This is a genomic window from Tersicoccus solisilvae (assembly GCF_014643255.1).
In the GTDB taxonomy this organism is placed as follows: domain Bacteria; phylum Actinomycetota; class Actinomycetes; order Actinomycetales; family Micrococcaceae; genus Tersicoccus; species Tersicoccus solisilvae.
In genome coordinates, this window is record NZ_BMJI01000005.1 from 102,790 (window position 1) to 122,699 (window position 19,910).

Below are 19,910 nucleotides of genomic sequence, written 5' to 3' on the forward strand. Positions count from 1 at the left end.
ACACGGGACATGAGCGAGGACGAACACCGGGACGCCGGCCGCTGGGCCGCCCCCGGCGGTGAGCGACGCGACGACGGCGGGGCGTACGACGACGGCGGGCGGTACGGCAGCGACGCGCGGTACGGCAGCGACGCGGTACCCGCGGCGGCGTCCGTGCCGGGCGCCCCACCGGCTCCGCCCGGCTGGGGCGCCGCTCCCACCGGCTGGGGCCCGGCGCCGGGCGGCTGGAACGGGCAGGGCTGGAACGGCCAGGGTCAGCCCGGCCAGGGCTGGAACGGGCAGGGTCAACCCGGGCAGGGCTGGAACGGGCAGGGCTGGGTCGCCCCGCCGAAACCCGGCGTCATCCCGTTGCGGCCGCTGTCGGTCGGCGAGGTGCTCGACGGTTCCCTGCAGGCGGCCCGCCGCAACGCGAAGGCCATGATCGGCTCGTCCCTGCTGTTCCACGTCCTGATGGGCGTGCTGATCGTCCTGTTCCTCGTCACCGTCGGCTCGTCGTTCCTGCAGCTCGCGTCGACCTCGAGCACGGAACTCAGCCAGGCCGACGTCGCCGCCTTCACCTCGGCCCTGCCGGCGCTGTTCCTCGGCGAACTGGTGTTCGTGGCCGTCGCTCTGCTCGGCAACACCATCCTGCAGGGCGCTCTCGTGATCCCCGTGTCCCGGGCGGTGCTCGACCAGCGCACGAGCTTCCGGCAGATGTGGTCGATGGTGCGTCCGCGGATCGGGGCGCTGATCGGGCTGGCCATGCTGCTCGCCCTGATCGGGGTGGGCGCGGTCATCGCCCTGATGATCGTGCTGATGGTCGTCGGCGTGGGGATCGCGGCCGCCACCAACGATCCCACCGGCGCCGTCGTGACGTTCCTCGTCATCGGGCTCGGCGTCCTCGTCGTCGGCGCCTGGTTCGCGGTCCGGCTCAGCGTGAGCGGCGCGGTGCTCGTGCTCGAGAAGTGCGGCCCCGGGCAGGCACTCGCGCGTTCGTGGCGGCTGACCCGAAGCAGCTTCTGGCGCCTGTTCGGCATCCTGGCGCTCACCATGATCCTGGTGCAGATCGTCACCTCGATCGCGGGCGCACCCCTGCAGTTCGCGACGCCGCTGCTCACCGGCGTGCTCGCCCCCACCGGCGCGGGCCTGGACCAGTCGGCGACCGGCCTGCTCGTCACCCTGCTGATCGCCTACCTCGTGCTCAGCACGCTGGTCGGCGCCGTCACGACGGTCTTCCTGGTCGGGGTCACCGCCCTGCTGTACGTGGACCTGCGGATGCGCCGCGAGGGACTGGACGTGGCGCTGATGGCCGAGCACGACCGCCTCGCCCGCGGGAGCGGGGCCGGCGCGCTGCCCGGCACCGCGTGACCGTCCCCGGCCTCGCGGTGGCGACGAGGGTGGGGACGCTGGTCGCAGCGGCCGTGCCCCGCGACGTGCCGGTGGTGCCCGACGACGGCACCGCCCGGCGCTGGGCGGAACAGGAACTGGCGCGGCCCGAGTACCAGGACGCGAAGCCGGGCCCCCTCGACGCCGTGCTGGACGCCATCGGCCGCTGGCTGGACGACGTCCTGACCGGCCTGGACCCGAGCGGCGCCAACCCGTGGCTGATCGCCGTCGTGCTGCTGCTGCTCGTCGGCGTGGTCGTGCTCGTGCTCGTCGTGCGGCCGCGGTTGAACCGGGCGGCCGCACGCCGGGCGTCGGTGTTCGACGCGGAGCTGCCGCTGGACGCCGACGCGCACCGGGCGCTCGCCCGCGCGGCGGCCGCACGGGGCGACCACGCCACCGCCGTGATCGAGGCGTTCCGCGCACTGGTGCGGGCGGCGCAGGAGCGGACCGACCTGCCCGAGGGCGCCGGGCGCACCGTCGACGAGGTGACCGGCGACCTCTCCGGGCGGCACCCGACCGAGCGTGAGGCCGTGAGCGCGGCCGGTCGGCGCTTCAACGACGTCCGGTACGGCGACGCACCCGCCACCGCCGCGGACCACGAGCGGATCACCGCGCTGGACCAGCGGCTCGCCCGGGCCGGGACGAACCGGCGCGACGACGTCCGAGCCGGCGCCGGCCCGGTGGTGCCCCGGTGAGCCGTCCGGCCCCGACGCCGGGCCCCGCCCGCGCCTCCCGGTCGGAGGGTGCGCCGGCGGACGGGGGATCGACGGCCGGCACGGCGGCCGACGCGCCGACGACCGACGCCACGCCCGCCGGTCGGGGGTCCACCGCGACCGGGGACGGCGGCTCCTGGCGGGCCACCGCCGGCCGCCGGTTGCGCGCCTGGCGGTTCTGGCTCGTCGTCGCCGTGATCGCCGTCGTGGCGGTCGCCGTGACGGTCGCGCTCCGGGGCGTCGGCGCGGACCGCGGATCCCTCTCCCCGGACAACCCGGCCCCCGGCGGCGCCCGCGCGGCCGCCCAGATCCTGCGTGGCCAGGGCGTCACCGTCGACCGCGCCGACGATCTCCCCCAGGCGCTCGACCGTGCCGCCGGGGCGGGACCGGCCGGCACCCTCCTGCTGGACGACCGGTCCGGGATTCTCTCGGCCGAGCAGCTGACGCGATTGGCGGACCGGACCCGCGACGCCGGCACCCGGGTCGTCCTGCTCCAACCCGGCCTGCGGGTGCTGACGGCGTTCGCGGACGACGTCACCCTCGGCGGAGTGGTCAGCGACGCCTCGACCGATCGGGCCCTGAGCGCCGACTGCGCCGTGCCGGCCGTGCGAGCCGCCCGCGAGGTGGACCGGACCGGCCGGCTCTATCGCGGCCCGGTGACCTGCCTGCGCAACACCGGCGGCGACACCACGGGCCAGGCAGCAGGCGTGTACGTCGAGAGCGCCCGGGGCCGGGTCGTCGTCCTGGGCGGCACCGACACGCTGAGCAACGACCGGCTGGCCGCCCGCGGCAACGCGGCCCTGATGCTGCACACCCTGGGCGCCCGCCCCACCCTGACCTGGTACCAGCCCGGCGTCCGGGACCTGCAGGCGTCGGACCGGGGCCGTACGCTCGCCGACGTCACCCCGCCGTGGGTCACCCCGCTGGCGGTGTGGCTGCTGGTCGTCGCGGTGCTGGCCATGCTGTGGCGGGGCCGTCGGGACGGGCCGCTGGTGACCGAGCCCCTGCCCGTCGTCGTCCAGGCGGCCGAGACCACCCGCGGCCGGGCCCGGTTGTACCAGGACGCGGACGCCGCCGAGCACGCCGCCGCGACGCTGCGCGCGGCCACCCTGGTGCGCCTCGGCGAGCGTCTTCGCCTGGGCCACGCCCCCACGGCCGACGCGATCGTCGCGGCGACCGCGGCCGCCACCGGCCGGGCCGTGCCCGACGTCGCGCACCTGCTGACCGGCCCGCTGCCCACGCGCACCGCCGACCTGTTGAGCTTCACCACCGCCCTGACCGACCTCGAGAAGGAGGCCTTCCCCCGATGAGCGATCAGCCGCACCCGCGGATTCCCGACGCCCCGCCCCGCCTCTCCACCACCGCGCCCCCGGGAGCCGCGTCGCCGGCACCGGCGCCCGGGACCGAGGCTGCCGCCCTCCCGCACGACCGGCATGACGACCACGCCAGCAGCGGCGCGTCCGGCAGCGACCCGTCCGGTGAGGCGGCGCGGGCGGCCCTGCTGGCCGTGCGCACCGAGGTGGGCCGCGCCGTCATCGGTCAGGACGGCACCGTCACCGGCGTCCTGATCGCCCTGCTGTGCCGCGGCCACGTGCTGCTCGAGGGCGTGCCCGGCGTGGCCAAGACGCTGCTGGTCCGCGCGCTCTCCGCCGCCTTGACGCTGGAGACCACCCGGGTGCAGTTCACCCCGGACCTGATGCCCGGCGACCTGACGGGCTCGCTCGTGTACGACGCCCGCAGCAGCGATTTCGCGTTCCGGCCCGGCCCGGTGTTCACCAACCTGCTGCTGGCGGACGAGATCAACCGGACGCCCCCGAAGACCCAGGCCGCCCTGCTCGAGGCGATGGAGGAGCGGCAGGTGTCGGTCGACGGGGTGTCGCGGCCGCTGCCGAGCCCGTTCATCGTCGCGGCCACCCAGAACCCGGTCGAGTACGAGGGCACCTACCCGCTGCCGGAGGCGCAGCTGGACCGGTTCCTGCTCAAGCTGACCATGGACCTGCCCGGCCGCGACGACGAGATCGAGGTGATCCGCCGGCACAGTGCCGGCTTCGACCCGCGGGACCTGGCAGCGGCCGGGGTGCGGGCGGTGGCCGGCGCGGACCAGCTGGCCGAGGCGCGGGCCGCCGTCGGGCGGGTGCAGGTCTCCCCCGAGGTGCTCGGCTACATCGTCGACGTCGTGCGGGCCACCCGGTCCACCCCCTCGTTCCAGCTCGGGGTCTCCCCGCGCGGTGCGACCGCCCTGCTGAACACGGCACGCGCCTGGGCCTGGCTCAACGGGCGCGGGTACGCCACGCCCGACGACGTCAAAGCCCTGGCCCTGCCGACGCTGCGACACCGGGTGGCGTTGCGCGCGGAGGCGCAGATGGACGGGGTCTCCGCCGACGGGGTGCTCGGCAGCATCCTCGCCACCGTGCCGGTCCCCCGGTGAGCTCGGGATCCCGATGGCCCTGACCGGCCGGTTCGTCCTCCTCGCGCTGCTCGGCTGCCTCGTCGTGGTGGCGGTGCCCGGCGTCGCCACCCTGCTCGCCCTGGCGGGCGTGCTCGTGGTGCTCGCCGCCGTCGACCTCGCCCTCGCCGTCTCACCCCGACGGGTGACGCTGACCCGCGAGCTGCCGGACAACGTCCGGCTCACGGAGCCGGCCGTCAGCGGCCTGGTGGTGCGGAACCCGACGCGGCGCACCCTGCGGGCCCGGGTGCGGGACGGGTGGCAGCCCTCGGCCGGGGCCGTCGACCCCCGGCACCGGGTGAGCATCCCGGCGGGGCAGGCGCGCCGGCTCCGCACCACCCTGGTCCCGGTCCGCCGGGGCGACCGGCACAGCCCGCACGTCACGATCCGGTCGGCCGGCCCGCTGGGACTGGCCGCCCGCCAGGTGACGGTTCCCCTGCCGGGCACGCTGCGGGTGCTGCCCCCGTTCCACGCACGCCGGCACCTGCCGTCCAAGCTGCGCCGGCTGCGGGAGCTCGACGGACGGGCCGCCGTGCAGATCCGCGGCGCCGGCACCGAGTTCGACTCGCTGCGGGACTACGTGCGCGGCGACGACGTGCGGTCGATCGACTGGCGTGCCACCGCGCGGCGGCAGGCCGTCGTCGTGCGGACGTGGCGGCCCGAGCGGGACCGCCGTGTCGTCATCGTGCTGGACACCTCCCGGACCGCGGCCGCCCGGATCGGCGACGAACCGCGCCTGGACACCGGGATGGAGGCCGCCCTGCTGCTCGCGGTGCTGGCCGACCGTGGCGGGGACCGGGTGGACTTCCTCGCCCTGGACCGGCGCGTGCGAGCCCGGGTGGGATCCGCCGACCGCGGGGAGCTGCTGCCGTCCCTGGTGCAGGCGATGGCGCCGCTCGAGGCGGAGCTGATCGAGGCGGACTTCTCGTCGCTGCCGGGCCAGATCGCCGCGGTCAGCGCGCATCGCAGCCTGGTGGTGCTGCTGACCTCCCTCGATTCCGGCGCCGCGGAGGAGGGTCTGCTGCCGGTGCTGCCGGCCCTGGGCGAGAAGCACGTCGTGGTCGTGGCCTCGGTCCGGGACCCGCAGCTGGACGAGACCGCGGCCGAGCGAGGCACGGTCAGCGAGGTGTACCGGGCGGCCGCGGCCGAACGCGCCCGGCTGGAGCGGGCGGCGATGACGGCCCAGTTGCGGCTGCTCGGGGTCGAGGTGGTGGACGAGCCGCCGGACCTGCTGCCACCCCGCCTCGCCGACGCGTACATCCGGCTCAAGGCCACCGGCCGACTGTAGGCCGGCCTGTCCAGGAACGTTGTCCCCGCGCCCGCGGGTCGGCAGGATGGCCACACCGAGGAGGACGAGATGAGCGGATCACTCTACGAGCGGGTGCTGGGCGCGCGCTACGCGGACCTGCACCCGCGGGTCCGGGACTACTTCGCGCAGCCCGCGGGCACCAGCGTGCGGTTCGACGGGGTGTTCGACGTCGCCGGGTGCACCGTCCCGCCCCTGCGCCCGGTGTTCGCGGCGCTGGCCGGAGAAGAGATGTTCTTCCCGGAGTACGGGCAGGGCGTACCGTTCAGCGTCGTCAACCGGTCCTCCGTGGACGAGACCGGCGCCCCATGCCTGGCGGCCGAGCGGATCCTCCGCTTCGGGAACCGCACCCGCCGGTTCACCGACCTGTGCCGCCTCGGCGCGGACGGGCTGCTGCTGGACCTGGTGGGCCGCCACCGGGTGCTGCGCACGGGGCTGCGCCTGTCCGTCACGGCCGCCGGGGCGATGCGGCTCGCGTCCACCACCGCGTGGGTCGGCCCGCCGGACAGTCTCGCCGCGGGCGGTCCGAGCTCGACGCACGCGCCGCGGGCCGTACCCGGTCTGCGGGTGCCGCGCGTGCTGGCGGCCGGTGCGTACACCGAGCAGGGATTCGACGACGTCACCGGCCGGTTCACCATCCAGACCCGGGTGGTCCAGCCGCTGCTGGGCACGGTGTTCGTCTACGCGGGCAGCTTCGACCCGGAGCCCCTCCCCGCCACCTGACGTGCCGCCCACCCCGCCGGCGGAAGGAAGGGGGCGGGTCAGGCGTCGCGGGCGGTCGTCTCGAGGGCGTCGGCCGTGCCGACCAGCCGGTGCAGCACGGCGGGCAGCCGCCCCGCGTCGGGGGTGCCCGCCGGTGCGCGGGTCGAGGTGATGGCCGCCGGGCTCGTGCGGGCCGTCAGCGTCAACTGGGTCAGGCGCGTCTCGGGCAGACCGAGCCGGCGCCACGGCGCCAGGACCTGGCCGGCGAGGTCACTGACCTCACGGACGCCGCGCGGCCCGTCGACATCGAGTCCGATCGTCAGCGCCCCGCCGCCGTCCAGGTACTCGCCGAGGTCGTCCGGGGCGCTCGTCAGTGCCGTGGCGGGAAGGGCGAGCCCGTCCGCCTCGACCTCGCGGCCCAGCGCCAGGGGCAGCGGCTCAGGCTCGACCGCGAGCACCACCTCGTGCGCCCCGGCGTCCCGCACGGCCTCGACGAGCTGCCGCAACGTCTGCCGCACGTCGGACCGGTCCACGGCGCGCAGCGTGCGGTACCCGCTGGCGGTGGCGACGGTGCCGGCCGTCACGGCGGCGAGCGCCGGCTCGTCGATCCGCACCGTGACGCTCGCCCCGGGCAGGGCCGCACGCACGGCGGCCAGGTGGGTGGCGAGGCCGGCCGCGAGGGAGTCGGCCAGGTCCCGGCGGGCGCCGCGGTCGGCGAGGACGCGCTCCCCGCCGGCCAGGTCCAGCCGCGTCGCGAGGCTGACCGGCCCCAGCACGCACACGCCGATCCGGGTGGCCGGGGTCTGCTCGGCGCCGGCCAGGTCGGCGAGCATGTTGAGGTCGGAGGCGAGCAGCGACCGGGAGCGGCGCAGGTCCTCCCCCGGCCGGGCGGCCACCCGCCAGCCGTGAGGGCCCACCTCGACCGGCAGGTCGACGAGCAGCGCCGTCACGCGGCCCACCGCATCGGCGCCGGGACCGCGATCCGGCAGCAGCGGCAGGGACGGCAGGTGCGGGTCACCGAGTTCCCCGCGGATCGCGGTCAGCGCGCCCGGCAGGTCCGTCCCGGCGACGAGGACGGGACCGGTCGCGGTGACCGTGGCCGGAGCCGGGGCAGCGGTGACGTCCGGGCTCACGCCCGCGTGTCCGCGTCGGCGGAACCGGGGGTGACGGGCAGCGGCGCCGTGCCGTCCGAGATCGCCTGGTGGTGCCGGATCACCTCGTCGATGATGAAGGTGAGGAACTTCTCGGCGAACGCCGGGTCCAGGTGCGCCTCCTCGGCGAGCCGCCGGAGCCGGGCGATCTGCATGGACTCCCGTGTCGGGTCGGCCGGGGGCAGCCGGTGCTCGGCCTTGAGCACGCCCACCCGCTGCGTCGCCCGGAATCGCTCGGCCAGCACGTAGACGAGGGTCGCGTCGAAGTTGTCGATGCTGGAGCGGATCTGCAGCAGCTCGTGCATGACGGCGGGGTCCACGTCCTTCCCGAGCGAGCTGGCGGACGGGTCGAACGAATCCATCATGGCTCCAGTCTAGGGGCGCGCAGACCGGCGCCCGGGCCCGCCAGCGGCCGGCCCTGCACGGGCGCCAGCCACCGGTCCCGATCGAGCCGGAACTGCCCGCGCCAGGCGAGCAGGGCGACCAGCGCCGCCGGCAGCAGCCACCCGGACCAGCCGAGGATCGTCGTCGTCAGCGGGCTGAACGTCGTCCCGAACGCGAGGAAGACGAGGGGGAATCCGGCGGCCGCGTTGACGGCGCCGTGCGCGATGGCGGCGGGCCAGATCGACCCGGTGCGCAGCCGCAACCAGCTGAGCACGGCCCCGATCACGACGGCGAAGCAGATCATCGCGAGCACGCCGAGCCACGCGGGTCCGCCCGGGTAGTTGTAACCGAGGAGGATCAGCGGGGCGTGCCACAGACCCCAGAGGGCGCCGGAGACGACGACGGCGGTCGGCACCCCGGCGGGCAGCAGGGCCGGCAGCAGCCAGCCGCGCCAACCGAGCTCCTCCCCCAGCGCCGGGACGAGGTTGACGAAGGCCCCGATGCCCACGTTGAGGAACTGCAGCAGCACGACGGTGCCGATGCTCACCCGGGTCAGCGCCGCCGGGGCGACCTGCTCGAGGTAGGCCCGGAAGCCGGAGAAGCCGGTGAGGTCGGCGTGGTAGAGGCCGAGCAGGGAGCCGACGGCGAGCGCGCCGAGGACGAGGGCGACGGCGAGGACGATCGCCCCGAGCAGCAGCAGGATGAAGCGGCCCACCGGCCGCACCTGGCTGATCCCCAGGGAGCGCGGGATGGAGTCCGGGCGGTCCACCCAGCGGCTCACCACCAGCGCCGCGATCCCGGGGCCGAGCATGTAGATCAACAGCAGGAGGGACAGCGCGGGGCTGCGCAGTCCGCCCGCGAGCGCCAGGCCGAGTCCGACCGACCAGGAGAAGCCGAAGGCGATCGCCAGGAACAGCAGGATCGGCCGCCGGCGCAGGGGTCCTTGAGTCGAGTACGCGGTCGAGTCCACAGCCATGGACCGAGCGTACCGGCGGGAGGAAACCTCCACGGCGGGCCACGCGATGTTGTCGGGTGCCGCTCTGCCGGCCCGCTGGGAGTTCCCCGTACGTTTGCCCCACCACCGGGCAGCCGGTCGGGTCTCCTGCTTCCACGTCCGGTCCGGCCGTCCCCGCACCCTCCCGAGTCATCACCGCACGTCGAGAGGTCTGTCATGAACACGTCCCGCAGGAAAGCCCTGTCCGCCGCTGTCGGAACGCTCGTCCTGGGCGCTTCCCTCCTGGTGAGCGCCGCACCCGCGAGCGCTGCCACCGCTCCCAGCTGCGTCTACCTGAGCCAGTGGGAGACGCGCAACTCCATCGGCGTCATCACCAGCCACGCCCGCGCCACCAACAACTGCTCGTCCACGCAGCGGTTCCGGATGATCTGGGCCTGGGCCGGTGACGGGCCGTGCTACAGCTACAAGCCGGGCTACCAGTCGACGGCCAGCCGGCTCGGTGGACCGCCGAAGGTGTCCGAACTGCGCAAGTGCTGAGCACCTGACGCCGGTCACGCGTCGCGGCCCGGGACGACCCCTCGTCCCGGGCCGTCGCGCGTCACCGGTCGGCGGTTCAGGCCGCCGCGAGCGAGCGGGCGGTGTCGATCGTCGCCTGCCCCAGCACCCGGGTGCCCTGGTACAGCACGACGGTCTGGCCCGGGGCGACGCCCCGTAGCGGCGTCGTCAGCGTCACCACCAGGCGCGGACCCGCGTCGCCGCTGCCGTCCTCGCCAGGGACCATCACCTGCGCCGTCGCCGGCACCGGGTCGCCGTGCGCGCGGACCTGCGCGAGGACGTCGAACCGGGTGGAGGCACCGGTGGCGGGGTCGACGACGGCGTCCGGGATCGGCCGCCCGGCCCAGGAGAGGCGGATGCCGCGGATCTCGTCGACGGCGAGCAGCCGCTCGGGCCCGACGGTCACCCGGTTCTGCTTGGGTTCGATGGAGAGGACGAAGCGGGGCTTGCCGTCCGCGGCGGGCCGGCCGAGCTTGAGGCCGCGCCGCTGCCCCACGGTGAACGCCTGGGCGCCGGCGTGCTCGCCGACCGTCGTGCCGGTCTCGTCGACGATCTCGCCGGGCCGCATCTCGATCTTCTCGGCGAGCCAGCCGGCGGTGTCCCCGTCCGGGATGAAGCAGATGTCGTGGCTGTCCGGCTTCTTCGCCACGGAGAGCCCGCGTTCGGCGGCCTCGGCGCGGACCGCGGCCTTGGTGGGCGCGTCGGCGAGAGGGAAGAGGCAGTGCTCGAGCTGGGCCTCGGTGAGCACGCCGAGGACGTACGACTGGTCCTTGGCCCAGTCGCTGGCCCGGTGCAGCTCGGGGTGGCCGTCGGCGTCACGGGTGACGCGGGCGTAGTGGCCGGTGCAGACGGCGTCGAACCCGAGGGCGATGGCCTTCTCCAGCAGGGCCGCGAACTTGATCTTCTCGTTGCAGCGCATGCAGGGGTTGGGGGTGCGGCCGGCCTCGTACTCGGCGATGAAGTCGTCGACCACGTCCTCCTTGAACCGCTCGGAGAAGTCCCACACGTAGTACGGGATGCCGAGCTTCTCGGCGGCGCGCCAGGCGTCGCGGGAGTCCTCGATGGTGCAGCAGCCGCGGCTGCCCGTGCGCAGGGTGCCGGGCATGCGGGACAGGGCCAGGTGGACGCCGACGACGTCGTGCCCGGCGTCGACGGCACGGGCGGCGGCGACGGCGGAGTCGACGCCGCCGCTCATGGCAGCCAGGACGCGCATGGTCTCCTCAGGATTCGTTCGGGACGGGTTGCTCGGTCGGGGTCTGGGCGGGCTCAGCGGCCGGCCGATTGCAGGTCGGGCACGTGCCCGGCCATGCCGGCGGCGGCGGCCTTCTCGACCGCGCCCGGCAGCACGTCCAGCAGCAGTGCGACGTCGTCCGCGGTGGACGTGTGGCCGAGGCTGAAGCGCTGGGCGCCCCGGGCGGTGGCCTCGTCCAGGCCGAGCGCCAGCAGCACGTGGGAGGCGCGCGGGACGCCGGCGCTGCAGGCGGACCCGGCCGAGGACTGGACGCCGGCGGCGTCGAGCAGGAAGAGCAGCGAGTCGCCCTCGCACCCGGTGAAGGTGAAGTGGGCGTTGCCGGGCAGCCGTTCGGGCCCGGACGCCGGCCCGCGCAGCACGGCCTCGGGGACGCGCTCGAGAACCCCGGCCACCAGCGCGTCCCGCAGGCCGGCGATCCGGGTGGGATCGGCGGGCAGGTCCCCGACGACGGCGGTCGCGGCGGCGGCGAAGCCGGCGGCGGCGGGGGCGTCGAGAGTGCCGGAGCGGACGTCGCGTTCCTGGCCGCCGCCGTGCAGCACGGGGGTGACGACGACCGAGCGGCCGAGCAGCAGGGCGCCGATACCCAGCGGGCCGCCGATCTTGTGGCTGCTGATGGAGGCGGCGGCCAGCCCGGTCGCGGCGAAGTCGACGGGAACAGCCCCGAAGGCCTGCACGGCGTCGGCGTGCACCGGGATGCCGTACCGCTCGGCGCGGCGCACGATCTCGGCGACCGGCTGGACGGCGCCGATCTCGTTGTTGGCCCACATCACGGTGACGAGGGCGACCGACGCGGGGTCCTCCGCGATGGCGGCGTCGAGCGCGTCCAGGTCCAGGATGCCGCGCCCGTCGACGGGCAGCCAGACGGCCTCGGCGCCCTGCGTCGCCTCGAGCCACTCGACGGTCTCGGAGACGGCGTGGTGCTCGATGGTGGAGGTGAGGATGCGGCGGCGGCGCGGGTCGGCGGCGCGGCGGGACCAGTAGAGGCCCTTGATCGCCAGGTTGTCCGCCTCGGTGCCGCCGCTCGTGAGGATGACCTCGGAGGGGTGGGCGCCGGCGGCGGCGGCAATCTCGTCGCGGGCGGTCTCCACCACCATCCGGGCACGCCGGCCGGCACCGTGCAGGGCGGAGGGGTTGCCGCAGCGGGTCAGTTCAGTGGTGATCGCGGCCAGAGCGGGCCCGCAGAGGGGCGCGGTGGCCGCATGGTCGAGGTACGCGGGCACCGGTCCAGTCTAGTCGCTGGGGCTCGCACCGCTCCCGGCGCCGTCATCCGCCGTCGTGCGCCGTCGCGGGTGGCACCGTCACCGGCACTGCTCACCAGCGGCCGCGCACGGGGGTGCGGGTCTCGGGGTCGGTGGGCGTCGGCAGGGCCATCTCGGCACGAACGCCGAGCAGACGCACCTCCCGTCCGGCCTCCAGCCGCCCGGCCAGGTCGACGGCCGCGGCGATCACCGTCTCCCGATCCCGGGTCGGCTCGGGCAGCTTCCCGCCGTACACCTTCGTGAAGAACGGGGCATACCGGACCTTCAGCGTCAGCCGGACGACCGGGCGTTCCTCGGCCTCGGTGTCCCCGTGCACCGCCGCGGCGAGGACCCGGATGGCGTCGGTGATCTGCTCCGGTGTCGTGAGGTTCTGCTGGTAGGTGGTCTCCCGGCTGTGCCCGCGGGCGACCCACGGGCTGTCGTCGACGACGCGGGGCCCGTCGCCGCGGCCGAGTCCGCCGTACCAGGGACCCATCCGCGGGCCGAACTCGGCCACGAGCTCCGCCTCGGGGGCGGCGGCGAGCTCGGCGACGGTGCGTACCCCGCGGGTGGCCAGCCGGGCCGAGACCTTCGCGCCCACGCCCCACAGCTCGCGGGTGGGCCGCTCCCCCATCACGGCGAACCAGTTCTCCGCGGTCAGCCGGAAAACGCCGGCCGGCTTGCCGAACCCGGTGGCGATCTTCGCGCGCACCTTGGTGTCCCCGATGCCCACCGAACAGTGCAGGTCGGTGGCCGCCAGGACGGCCTCCTGCACCCGCCGGGCCACCCCCTCCGGGTCGTCGGTCGTGACGCCGAGGAACGCCTCGTCCCAGCCGAGCACCTCGACGACGACGCCGGGCTGCGCGCGCAGGGTGGCCATCACGACGGCGGACGCGGCCTCGTAGGCGGCGGCGTCGACGGGCAGGAACACGGCGTCGGGGATCTTGCGGACGGCGATCTTCATCGGCATCCCCGAACCGACCCCGAAGGCGCGAGCCTCGTACGACGCCGTCGACACCACGGCCCGCTCGGTCGGGTCCCCGCGGCCGCCGACGACGACGGGCCTGCCGGCCAGCTCCGGGTGGCGCAGCACCTCGACGGCGGCGATGAACTGGTCGAGGTCCACGTGCAGCACCCAGGGGCGGGAGGTGATGCCGTCGGGGCTGGACATGGCTCGATTCTCACCGACCCGGCGTCGCCTGTCACGGGCGGTCGGGGCCGCCCACCTGCGCCACTACACTGGTCGGCGTGTTCCGCATCCTCTTCGACTCCCCCGAGATCCCCGGCAACACGGGAGCGGCGATCCGGTTGGCGGCGCTGACCGGGGCGGAACTGCACCTGATCGAACCCCTCGGGTTCGACCTGGAGGAGAACAAGCTGCGCCGCGCGGGACTGGACTACCACGACCTCGCCGTCATGACCGTGCACCCGGACCGGGCCGCGGCGTGGGCGGCCCTGATGCCGGCGCGGGTCTTCGCGTTCACCGCCGAGGGCGCTCGCGCGCACAGCGACATCGCCTACGAGCCCGGCGACGTGCTGATGTTCGGCCGGGAGTCGGTGGGCCTGAGCGCCGAGGCGAAGGCCGACCCGCACATCACCGAGGTGGTGCGGATCCCGATGCTGCCCGGCCGTCGGTCGCTCAATCTCACGAACGCGGCGTCGATCGCGGTGTACGAGGCGTGGCGCCAACACGACTTCGCCGGCGCCGCCTTCACCCGCTGACGCCTTCGATGCCGGTCGAACATTGCGGAATGGTCGTTTCCCTGGCCTCCGGATGACACATCCGCGATTCTCGATGCCCCTTCCACGTCGAGGCGACATGGAGCCGCCTCAGCCGCGGCGGCGGCGGATCTCCTCCGTGGCCTGCGGCAGCACGGTGAACAGGTCGCCGACGATGCCGAGGTCGGCCACCTCGAAGACGGGCGCGTCGCCGTCCTTGTTGATCGCGATGATGGTCTGCGACGTCTGCATGCCGGCCTTCTGCTGGATGGCGCCGGAGATGCCCGCGGAGATGTAGAGCTGCGGGGAGACGGTCTTGCCGGTCTGGCCCACCTGCGCGTCGTGGTCGATCCAGCCGGCGTCGGTCGCGGCGCGGGAGGCGCCGATGGCGGCGCCGAGCTCGTCGGCGAGCGCCTCGATCGGGCCGAAGTCGCCGTTCGTGCCGCGGCCCCCGGCGACGACGACGCGCGCCTCGGTCAGCTCCGGCCGGGTGCTCTCCGGCTTCGGGGATCGGGCGGTGATCCGCGCGGCGGGTCCCGGGTCCTGGACGGTCACGGTGCCGGTCGCGACCTCCGTCGCCGCGGAGGCGGGGAGGGCCACGACGGCGTTCGGCTTGACGGTGATGATCGGCGTCCCGTGCGTGACGGCCACGCGGGAGGACCAGGCCCCGGCGAGCACCGCCTTCGCGGCGGTCACGCCGTGGTCGGTCGCGTCGACCGCGACGGCGTCGGTGATCACCCCCGAGTCGGTCTTGATCCCGGTGCGGCCGGCGATCTCCTTCTCCTCGAACGTGTTGCCCAGCAGGACGACGTCGGGCCGCACCTGCTCCATCGCGGCGGCCAGCAGCGCGGCCTTCCCGGCCACCAGCAGGTCCTCCAGCGGCTGTGCGGGGGTCAGCAGCGCCGTGGTGCCGTGCTCGGCGAGGCTGTCCAGCAGCGCGGACTCGACATCGACGGGGGCCAGCGCGGTGACGTCGCCGAGGGATCGGCCCAGCGTCAGCAGTTCACGGGCGGCCTTCGCGAGCGTGGTGCCGTGCGGGGCGTCCAGGTAGACGAGGACGGTGCTCATGGGGATCTCCTCAGCGAGACTCGGGCGACGGCGGCGCGTGGATCGCACGCGGGCCGGGGAACGACGCGGCGGGGCGGCTCAGAGCAGCCGGCGCTCGGCGAGGAAGTCGACCAGCTTGACGCCGGCGTTGCCCTCGTCGGTGATCACGGTGCCGGCGGTCCGCGCGGGCCGCTCGGTGGCGGCCAGCACGCGCGTCCACGATCCGGCGGCGCCGACCGCCGCCGGCTCCAGCCCCACATCGGCCAGCGACAGCGTGGTCACGGGCTTCTTCTTCGCGGCCATGATCGCCTTGAAATTGGGGTACCGCGGATCGTTGGCCTGGTCGGTCACCGACACGAGCGCGGGCAGTGGCGCCTCGACGCTCTCCGCGTCGGTCGCGCCGTTGCGGGTGGCGCGCACGGTCCCGTCGGCGATCTGGAGGCTCGCGGCGAAGGTGACCTGCGCGAGCGAGAGCCGCTCGGCGAGCTGCGCCGGGACGAGGGAGGTCTCCCCGTCGGTGGAGGCCATGCCGCAGAGCACGAGGTCCGCGCCGCCGACGTGGGCGACGAGCGCGGCGAGCGCTCGCGAGGTCGCGGCCGCGTCGGACCCGGCGAGCGCGTCGTCGGCCAGGTGATAGGCCTCGTCGGCGCCCAGCTGCAGCGCCTTGCGCAGGGCGCTCACGGCGTCGGCCGGCCCCATCGTCAGCGCGGCGATGTGCACCGACTGCGGGTCGGCGGCGGCCTCCCGGATCCGGACGGCGGCTTCGAGCGCGTACTCGTCGAGCTCCGACAGGATACTCTCGCCGCGGGCGAGGGTGTGGCCGTCGCCGCTGAGCCGGCGGGGGAACTGGGTGTCCGGCACGTACTTGACCAGCACAAGAATTCTCAAACCCGGGGTCTGCACGCCCCTAGCTAACCACACGGCCGCGCCCTCCCGGGGCGTGCCCCGACGCGTCGCAGCGCCGCCCCCGCGTGGGTGGGGCGGCGCTGCGGTGGTGCTTCGTGCGGGGCGGACCGCGGCTACTGGGTCGTGGCCTCGCCCAGCGTCACGTCGGCGGTCTGCGTCTTGCCGTCGCGCGTGAACTCGACCTTGACGGTGGCACCGGCGGCCTGCTCACGGACGGAGGCGGTCAGCTCCTGGCTGTCCTTCACCGTGCGCTCGCCGACCTTGGTGACGATGTCGCCCTCCTTCAGGCCGGCCTTCGCGGCCGCCCCCCCGGAGACGACGCTCTGGATCCGGGCACCGTTGGAGAACGCCGCGCTCGACGACGACGAGGAGCCGGGCGCGTAGGACTGCACCGTCGCCCCGAGCTGGCCGTGGGTGGCCTTGCCGTCCTTGATGATCTCGTCCGCGACGCGCTTGGCGTGATCGATCGGGATGGAGAAGCCGACCCCGATGTTGCCGGAGCTCGACGAACCGGACGAGGACCCGGAGGAGGCGATCGCGACGTTGACGCCGATGATCTTGCCGTCCTGGTCGACGAGCGCGCCACCGGAGTTGCCCGGGTTGATCGCCGCGTCGGTCTGGATGACGTTGAGGTACACGTAGCCCTGGCCGGAGCTCTGCTGGCTCTCCCCGCCACCCGGAGGAGCGAAGTTCCAGGGGCTCTCCGACTGGCCCTGATCGCCCGAGTCGCCGCTGCTGTCCTTCGGCACGGCCGAGGACTGCACCTGGATGGTGCGGTTCAGCGTCGAGACGATCCCGTCGGTCACCGTGCCGGCCAGCCCGAGCGGGGAGCCGATGGCGATGGCCGTGTCGCCCACGTTCAGCGAGGAGGAGCTGCCCATCTCGGCCGGCGTCAGGTTGGTCGCGTCGATCTTGACCACGGCCAGGTCCGACAGCGGGTCGGTCCCGACGACGGTACCGCTGAAGATCCGACCGTCGTTCAACTGGACCTGGATGGTGGGCTTGGACACCTGCCCGTCGAGCGTGACGACGTGCGTGTTGGTGAGGATGTGCCCGTCGTCGTCGAGGATGATCCCCGAGCCGGTGCCGGACTGCCCGCCGCCGGAGACCGCCAGGGTGGCGACCGACGGGGACGCCTTCTGGGCCGACGCGGTGATCGCGTTGACGCTCTTCTGGTTGTTGACGATGACGGTGTTGGTGCCGGACTGCTGCGAGGCGGTGCTCGTGGCGGACGAGCCGCCGTCGGCCAGGGTGGCGACGCCCGCCGCGGCACCGCCGCCGACGAGGCCCGCCGCCAGCGTGCACGCGACGAGGGTGCCCACACCGAACCGGCCGCGCCGCCGCGTGGTCGGCCGGGCGGCCGTCGTCGTCGTGCCCGCACCCCAGCCCGATCCGGACGGGTCGTGCTGCTGGCCGTACTGGTCCTGCTGGCCGTACGGGTCCTGCTGGCCGTACTGGCCGGACGGGACGTGCTGCTGGCCGTACTGGTCCTGCTGGCCGTACGTGTCGTGGTACTGCCCGTAGGCCGGCTGGTGCTCCTGCTGACCGTACGCGTCGTGGTCCTGCTGGCCGTACTGGTCCTGCGGGTAGGACTGTGTGTCCCCCGGTCGGGGGATCGGCTGAGTGAAGGACTCACCCGGTTGGTGCGACGGCCGCGGCGGAGCGCCGTCGCCCGTGGACCCGCGAGGAGTCGGCTGATCCGACCCGTGCTGCTCTGTCATGATGGGTTCCTTTCTCAACCTGAACCACCACCCTGCTTCACCCACAGTCTGGTGCCCAAATCTGTGCCCGTCGGGGCCGTAGCCTGAGCAGCGACTGTGAGGATCCCGCACGAGCGTGCCGTCTTTCGCTGCTGGCAGACACGGCCTGCTTCCGCCTGGTTTTGTGGCAACCATAGAATCAAGATGATCCCGGCGGCCCGGCCACGAGAGGCGTGGCGGTCTGCGCGAGAAGCGTCCCGACCGGGGGATGAGGGGAATTCCATGCGCTCCCGCCACCGGCGACCAGTCGCCGTCCTGATCGCACTCGTCGCCGCGCTCGGCATCTCGGGGGCGCTGCCCCTGACCGCCCACGCCGAGTCGCCCGTGACCTTCAGCTCCGACCGGACGGTGATCGACTCCGCGGGCGTCCTCGGCAGCGACGCGTCGCGGGTCGAGCAGGCCGTGAGCGACCTGAAGCAGTCCACCGGGCAGAACCTGTTCGTCGCCTACGTGAAGAACTTCGGGGACGCCGCGTCCGGCAGCGCCTGGGCCCGGTCCGCCCTGCAGCGCAGCGGGTCGCCGAGCAACGCGGTGGTCCTCGCCGTCGCGACCGACACCCGCGGCGGTGCCCTGATCGACTACAACACGAGCGCGATCAGCGACAACGAGATCGACACCATCAAGAGCGCCGTCGGATCCGAGGTCCGGTCCGGCAACTGGGCGCAGGCCGCCCTGACCACCGTGGACGGGATCCGCAGTGCCGCCGGCGGCGGTACGGTCGAGCGTCAGACCTCCTCCTCGGGCTCCGGCACCGGCTTCCTCTCCCCGCTGCTCGGCGTCGGTCTCGTGGCCGCCGCCCTGATCGGCGGCATCTTCTTCCTCGGCCGGCGCCGGAAGTCCCGCGACAAGCAGATCGCCAACACGTACCGGCAGGACGGCACCGGCACCCTCTACGGCGACGCCCCCGGCCAGCCGCAGCAGCCGGCGGACCCCTTCGCCGGCCTGAGTGTGGACGAGCTGAACAAGCGCGCCGGTGCCGCCCTGATCGCCGCCGACGACGGCATCCGCACCTCCGAGCAGGAGCTCGCCTTCGCCCAGGCCCAGTACGGGGAGAAGCAGACCGGCCGGTTCGCGGCCGCGATCGAGGACGCGAAGGCGCACCTGCGGGAGTCCTTCAAGCTGCGCCAGCAGCTCGACGACGACATCCCGGACACGGAGCAGCAGCAGCGGGCGTGGCTGACCGAGATCCTGCGCCGCTCCGAGGACGCGAACCGCGCCCTCGCGGAGCAGAAGGGCGACTTCGACGCCCTGCGGTCCCTCGAACAGCAGGCGCCCGACGCCCTCGCCCGGGTCTCCGAGGCCGCCCGGCGTTCCGCCGCCCGCGTCGCCGAGCACGAGCAGGCGCTCGGCTCGCTGCGCCAGCGGTACGCCGACTCCGCGCTGAGCACCATCACCGACAACATCGCCCAGGCCAACGAGCGGCTCGCCTTCGTCACCTCGGCCCGGGCGGCGGCGGAGCGGAATCTGCAGGCGCAGGGCGGCAACCGGTCGGAGGCGGCGCTGGCCATCCGCGCCGCCGAGCAGGCGGTCCAGCAGACCGATCAGCTGCTCGACGCCATCGACCGGGTCGGCGGCGACCTGGGTCGCGCCGACGAGCAGCTGCGGCGGGCGATGGGCGACACGGCCCAGGACGTCGCGGAGGCGAAGGCGCTGGCCAGCAGCGGGCAGAACCCGGAGCTGATCGGCCAGGTCGCCGCGGCGGAGACCGCGATCGCCGCGGTCGACAAGGAGCTGCGCGCGGGCCGGCCGGACCCCTTCGACCTGCTGCGCCGGGTGGAGAGCGCGCACCGCACGCTCGACGCGTCGCTGACCGGCATCCGGGACGCCCAGTCGGAGTCGCGGCGCGCTCGCGACGCCCTCCAGCAGGCGGTCATGAGCGCCCAGGCACAGATCTCCGCGGCGTCGGACTTCATCGCGACCCGCCGCGGCGGCGTCGGCAGTGAGGCCCGGACCCGGCTCGCCGAGGCCCAGCGCAACCTGGACCAGGCCCTGGCGTTGCAGTCCCGCGACCCGCGCGCCGCCCTGACCTACGCGCAGCAGGCCGAGAGCCTCGCCCAGCAGGCCAGCCGGTCCGCGCAGGACGACATCGGCGACTACGCCGGCTGGGGCGGCGGCGGAGGCCGCGGCTACGGCGGGGGCGGGGGCTTCGGGGGCGGGGGCTTCGGCGGCGGATTCGGTGGCGCCGTCCTCGGCGGCATCCTCATCGACTCCATTCTGCGCGGCGGCCACGGCGGCGGCGGGTGGGGCGGCGACTCCTGGGGCGGCGGAGGCGGCTGGGGCGGCGGCGGAGGCGGCGACTGGGGCGGCGGGGACTTCGGCGGAGGCGACTTCGGCGGAGGCGACTTCTGAGCCCGTCCGGGCCGGCGGCGCCCTGACCTCGACTTCATCGCCGCGGCCCACCAGAATCGAGA

At 74.6% G+C, this 19,910-nt stretch carries 18 protein-coding genes; 9 read left to right on the forward strand and 9 right to left on the reverse strand.

Annotated elements, in window-relative coordinates:
- The first annotated feature begins 9 nt into the window (after positions 1-9).
- The 6 genes from IEX22_RS06575 (at position 10) to IEX22_RS06600 (ending at position 6,553) form a co-directional block, all read left to right on the forward strand.
- On the forward strand, positions 10-1,347 hold the full coding sequence (locus IEX22_RS06575) for a DUF7847 domain-containing protein (RefSeq protein ID WP_188667532.1): 1,338 nt from the start codon (positions 10-12) through the stop codon (positions 1,345-1,347).
- Positions 1,344-2,060 carry a DUF4129 domain-containing protein gene (locus tag IEX22_RS06580; RefSeq protein ID WP_188667533.1) on the forward strand — a complete coding sequence of 239 codons (717 nt, stop codon included), beginning with the start codon at positions 1,344-1,346 and terminating at the stop codon, positions 2,058-2,060. The genes IEX22_RS06575 and IEX22_RS06580 overlap by 4 nt, the downstream gene beginning before the upstream one ends.
- Positions 2,057-3,388, forward strand: a complete 1,332-nt coding sequence (locus tag IEX22_RS06585) for a DUF4350 domain-containing protein (protein ID WP_188667534.1) — start codon at positions 2,057-2,059, stop codon at positions 3,386-3,388. The genes IEX22_RS06580 and IEX22_RS06585 overlap by 4 nt, the downstream gene beginning before the upstream one ends.
- Positions 3,385-4,506, forward strand: coding sequence for an AAA family ATPase (locus IEX22_RS06590; protein ID WP_188667535.1), 1,122 nt, complete (start codon positions 3,385-3,387; stop codon positions 4,504-4,506). Before IEX22_RS06585 ends, IEX22_RS06590 begins: the two co-directional genes overlap by 4 nt.
- Before the next feature lie 13 nt (positions 4,507-4,519).
- Positions 4,520-5,812: a DUF58 domain-containing protein gene (locus IEX22_RS06595; RefSeq protein ID WP_188667536.1), complete on the forward strand. Its 1,293-nt coding sequence runs from the start codon at positions 4,520-4,522 to the stop codon at positions 5,810-5,812.
- Positions 5,813-5,881: 69 nt separating this feature from the next.
- A complete protein-coding gene (locus IEX22_RS06600) occupies positions 5,882-6,553 on the forward strand; it encodes a DUF4166 domain-containing protein (RefSeq protein WP_188667537.1) in 672 nt (223 codons plus the stop codon).
- A 38-nt stretch (positions 6,554-6,591) separates the two neighbouring features.
- On the opposite strand, the gene IEX22_RS06605 is transcribed toward IEX22_RS06600, so the two are convergent.
- Genes IEX22_RS06605 through IEX22_RS06615 form a run of 3 tightly spaced genes read right to left on the reverse strand, consistent with a single transcriptional unit; the run spans position 6,592 to position 9,043 of the window.
- Positions 6,592-7,665, reverse strand: a complete 1,074-nt coding sequence (locus IEX22_RS06605; protein WP_188667538.1) for a uroporphyrinogen decarboxylase/cobalamine-independent methonine synthase family protein — start codon at positions 7,663-7,665, stop codon at positions 6,592-6,594.
- Complete coding sequence (locus IEX22_RS06610) at positions 7,662-8,048, reverse strand: chorismate mutase (protein ID WP_188667539.1); 387 nt, start codon at positions 8,046-8,048, stop codon at positions 7,662-7,664. The genes IEX22_RS06605 and IEX22_RS06610 overlap by 4 nt, the downstream gene beginning before the upstream one ends.
- A complete protein-coding gene (locus IEX22_RS06615; protein WP_188667540.1) occupies positions 8,045-9,043 on the reverse strand; it encodes a CPBP family intramembrane glutamic endopeptidase in 999 nt (332 codons plus the stop codon). The genes IEX22_RS06610 and IEX22_RS06615 overlap by 4 nt, the downstream gene beginning before the upstream one ends.
- Before the next feature lie 195 nt (positions 9,044-9,238).
- On the opposite strand from IEX22_RS06615, the gene IEX22_RS06620 reads away from it, so the two are divergent.
- Complete coding sequence (locus tag IEX22_RS06620) at positions 9,239-9,559, forward strand: alpha-amylase inhibitor (protein ID WP_188667541.1); 321 nt, start codon at positions 9,239-9,241, stop codon at positions 9,557-9,559.
- A 76-nt stretch (positions 9,560-9,635) separates the two neighbouring features.
- Here IEX22_RS06620 and mnmA read toward each other — a convergent pair whose 3' ends face one another.
- The 3 genes from mnmA to IEX22_RS06635 all read right to left on the reverse strand — a co-directional run bounded on the left by mnmA (position 9,636) and on the right by IEX22_RS06635 (position 13,238).
- Positions 9,636-10,790 (reverse strand): tRNA 2-thiouridine(34) synthase MnmA, encoded by a 1,155-nt coding sequence (gene mnmA, locus IEX22_RS06625; RefSeq protein WP_188667542.1) that lies wholly within the window; start codon positions 10,788-10,790, stop codon positions 9,636-9,638.
- A 53-nt stretch (positions 10,791-10,843) separates the two neighbouring features.
- Positions 10,844-12,049: a cysteine desulfurase family protein gene (locus IEX22_RS06630; RefSeq protein WP_188667543.1), complete on the reverse strand. Its 1,206-nt coding sequence runs from the start codon at positions 12,047-12,049 to the stop codon at positions 10,844-10,846.
- Between the two features lie 91 nt (positions 12,050-12,140).
- Positions 12,141-13,238, reverse strand: a complete 1,098-nt coding sequence (locus tag IEX22_RS06635) for a DNA polymerase IV (protein WP_188667544.1) — start codon at positions 13,236-13,238, stop codon at positions 12,141-12,143.
- A gap of 77 nt (positions 13,239-13,315) precedes the next feature.
- Between IEX22_RS06635 and IEX22_RS06640 the strand changes: the two genes are divergently transcribed.
- Entirely contained in the window at positions 13,316-13,789 is a 474-nt protein-coding gene (locus tag IEX22_RS06640; protein ID WP_188667545.1) for a tRNA (cytidine(34)-2'-O)-methyltransferase, read from the forward strand.
- 108 nt (positions 13,790-13,897) lie between these two features.
- Here the strand turns inward: IEX22_RS06640 and IEX22_RS06645 are convergent, their stop codons facing one another.
- From IEX22_RS06645 to IEX22_RS06655, 3 genes are all read right to left on the reverse strand, one after another.
- A complete protein-coding gene (locus IEX22_RS06645) occupies positions 13,898-14,854 on the reverse strand; it encodes an electron transfer flavoprotein subunit alpha/FixB family protein (protein WP_188667546.1) in 957 nt (318 codons plus the stop codon).
- Positions 14,855-14,932: 78 nt separating this feature from the next.
- Complete coding sequence (locus tag IEX22_RS06650; protein ID WP_188667598.1) at positions 14,933-15,721, reverse strand: electron transfer flavoprotein subunit beta/FixA family protein; 789 nt, start codon at positions 15,719-15,721, stop codon at positions 14,933-14,935.
- Between the two features lie 131 nt (positions 15,722-15,852).
- Positions 15,853-17,460: a S1C family serine protease gene (locus IEX22_RS06655; RefSeq protein WP_188667547.1), complete on the reverse strand. Its 1,608-nt coding sequence runs from the start codon at positions 17,458-17,460 to the stop codon at positions 15,853-15,855.
- Positions 17,461-17,721: 261 nt separating this feature from the next.
- Here IEX22_RS06655 and IEX22_RS06660 point away from each other — a divergent pair, with 261 nt between their 5' ends.
- A complete protein-coding gene (locus IEX22_RS06660; RefSeq protein ID WP_188667548.1) occupies positions 17,722-19,848 on the forward strand; it encodes a TPM domain-containing protein in 2,127 nt (708 codons plus the stop codon).
- Positions 19,849-19,910 lie beyond the last annotated feature (62 nt).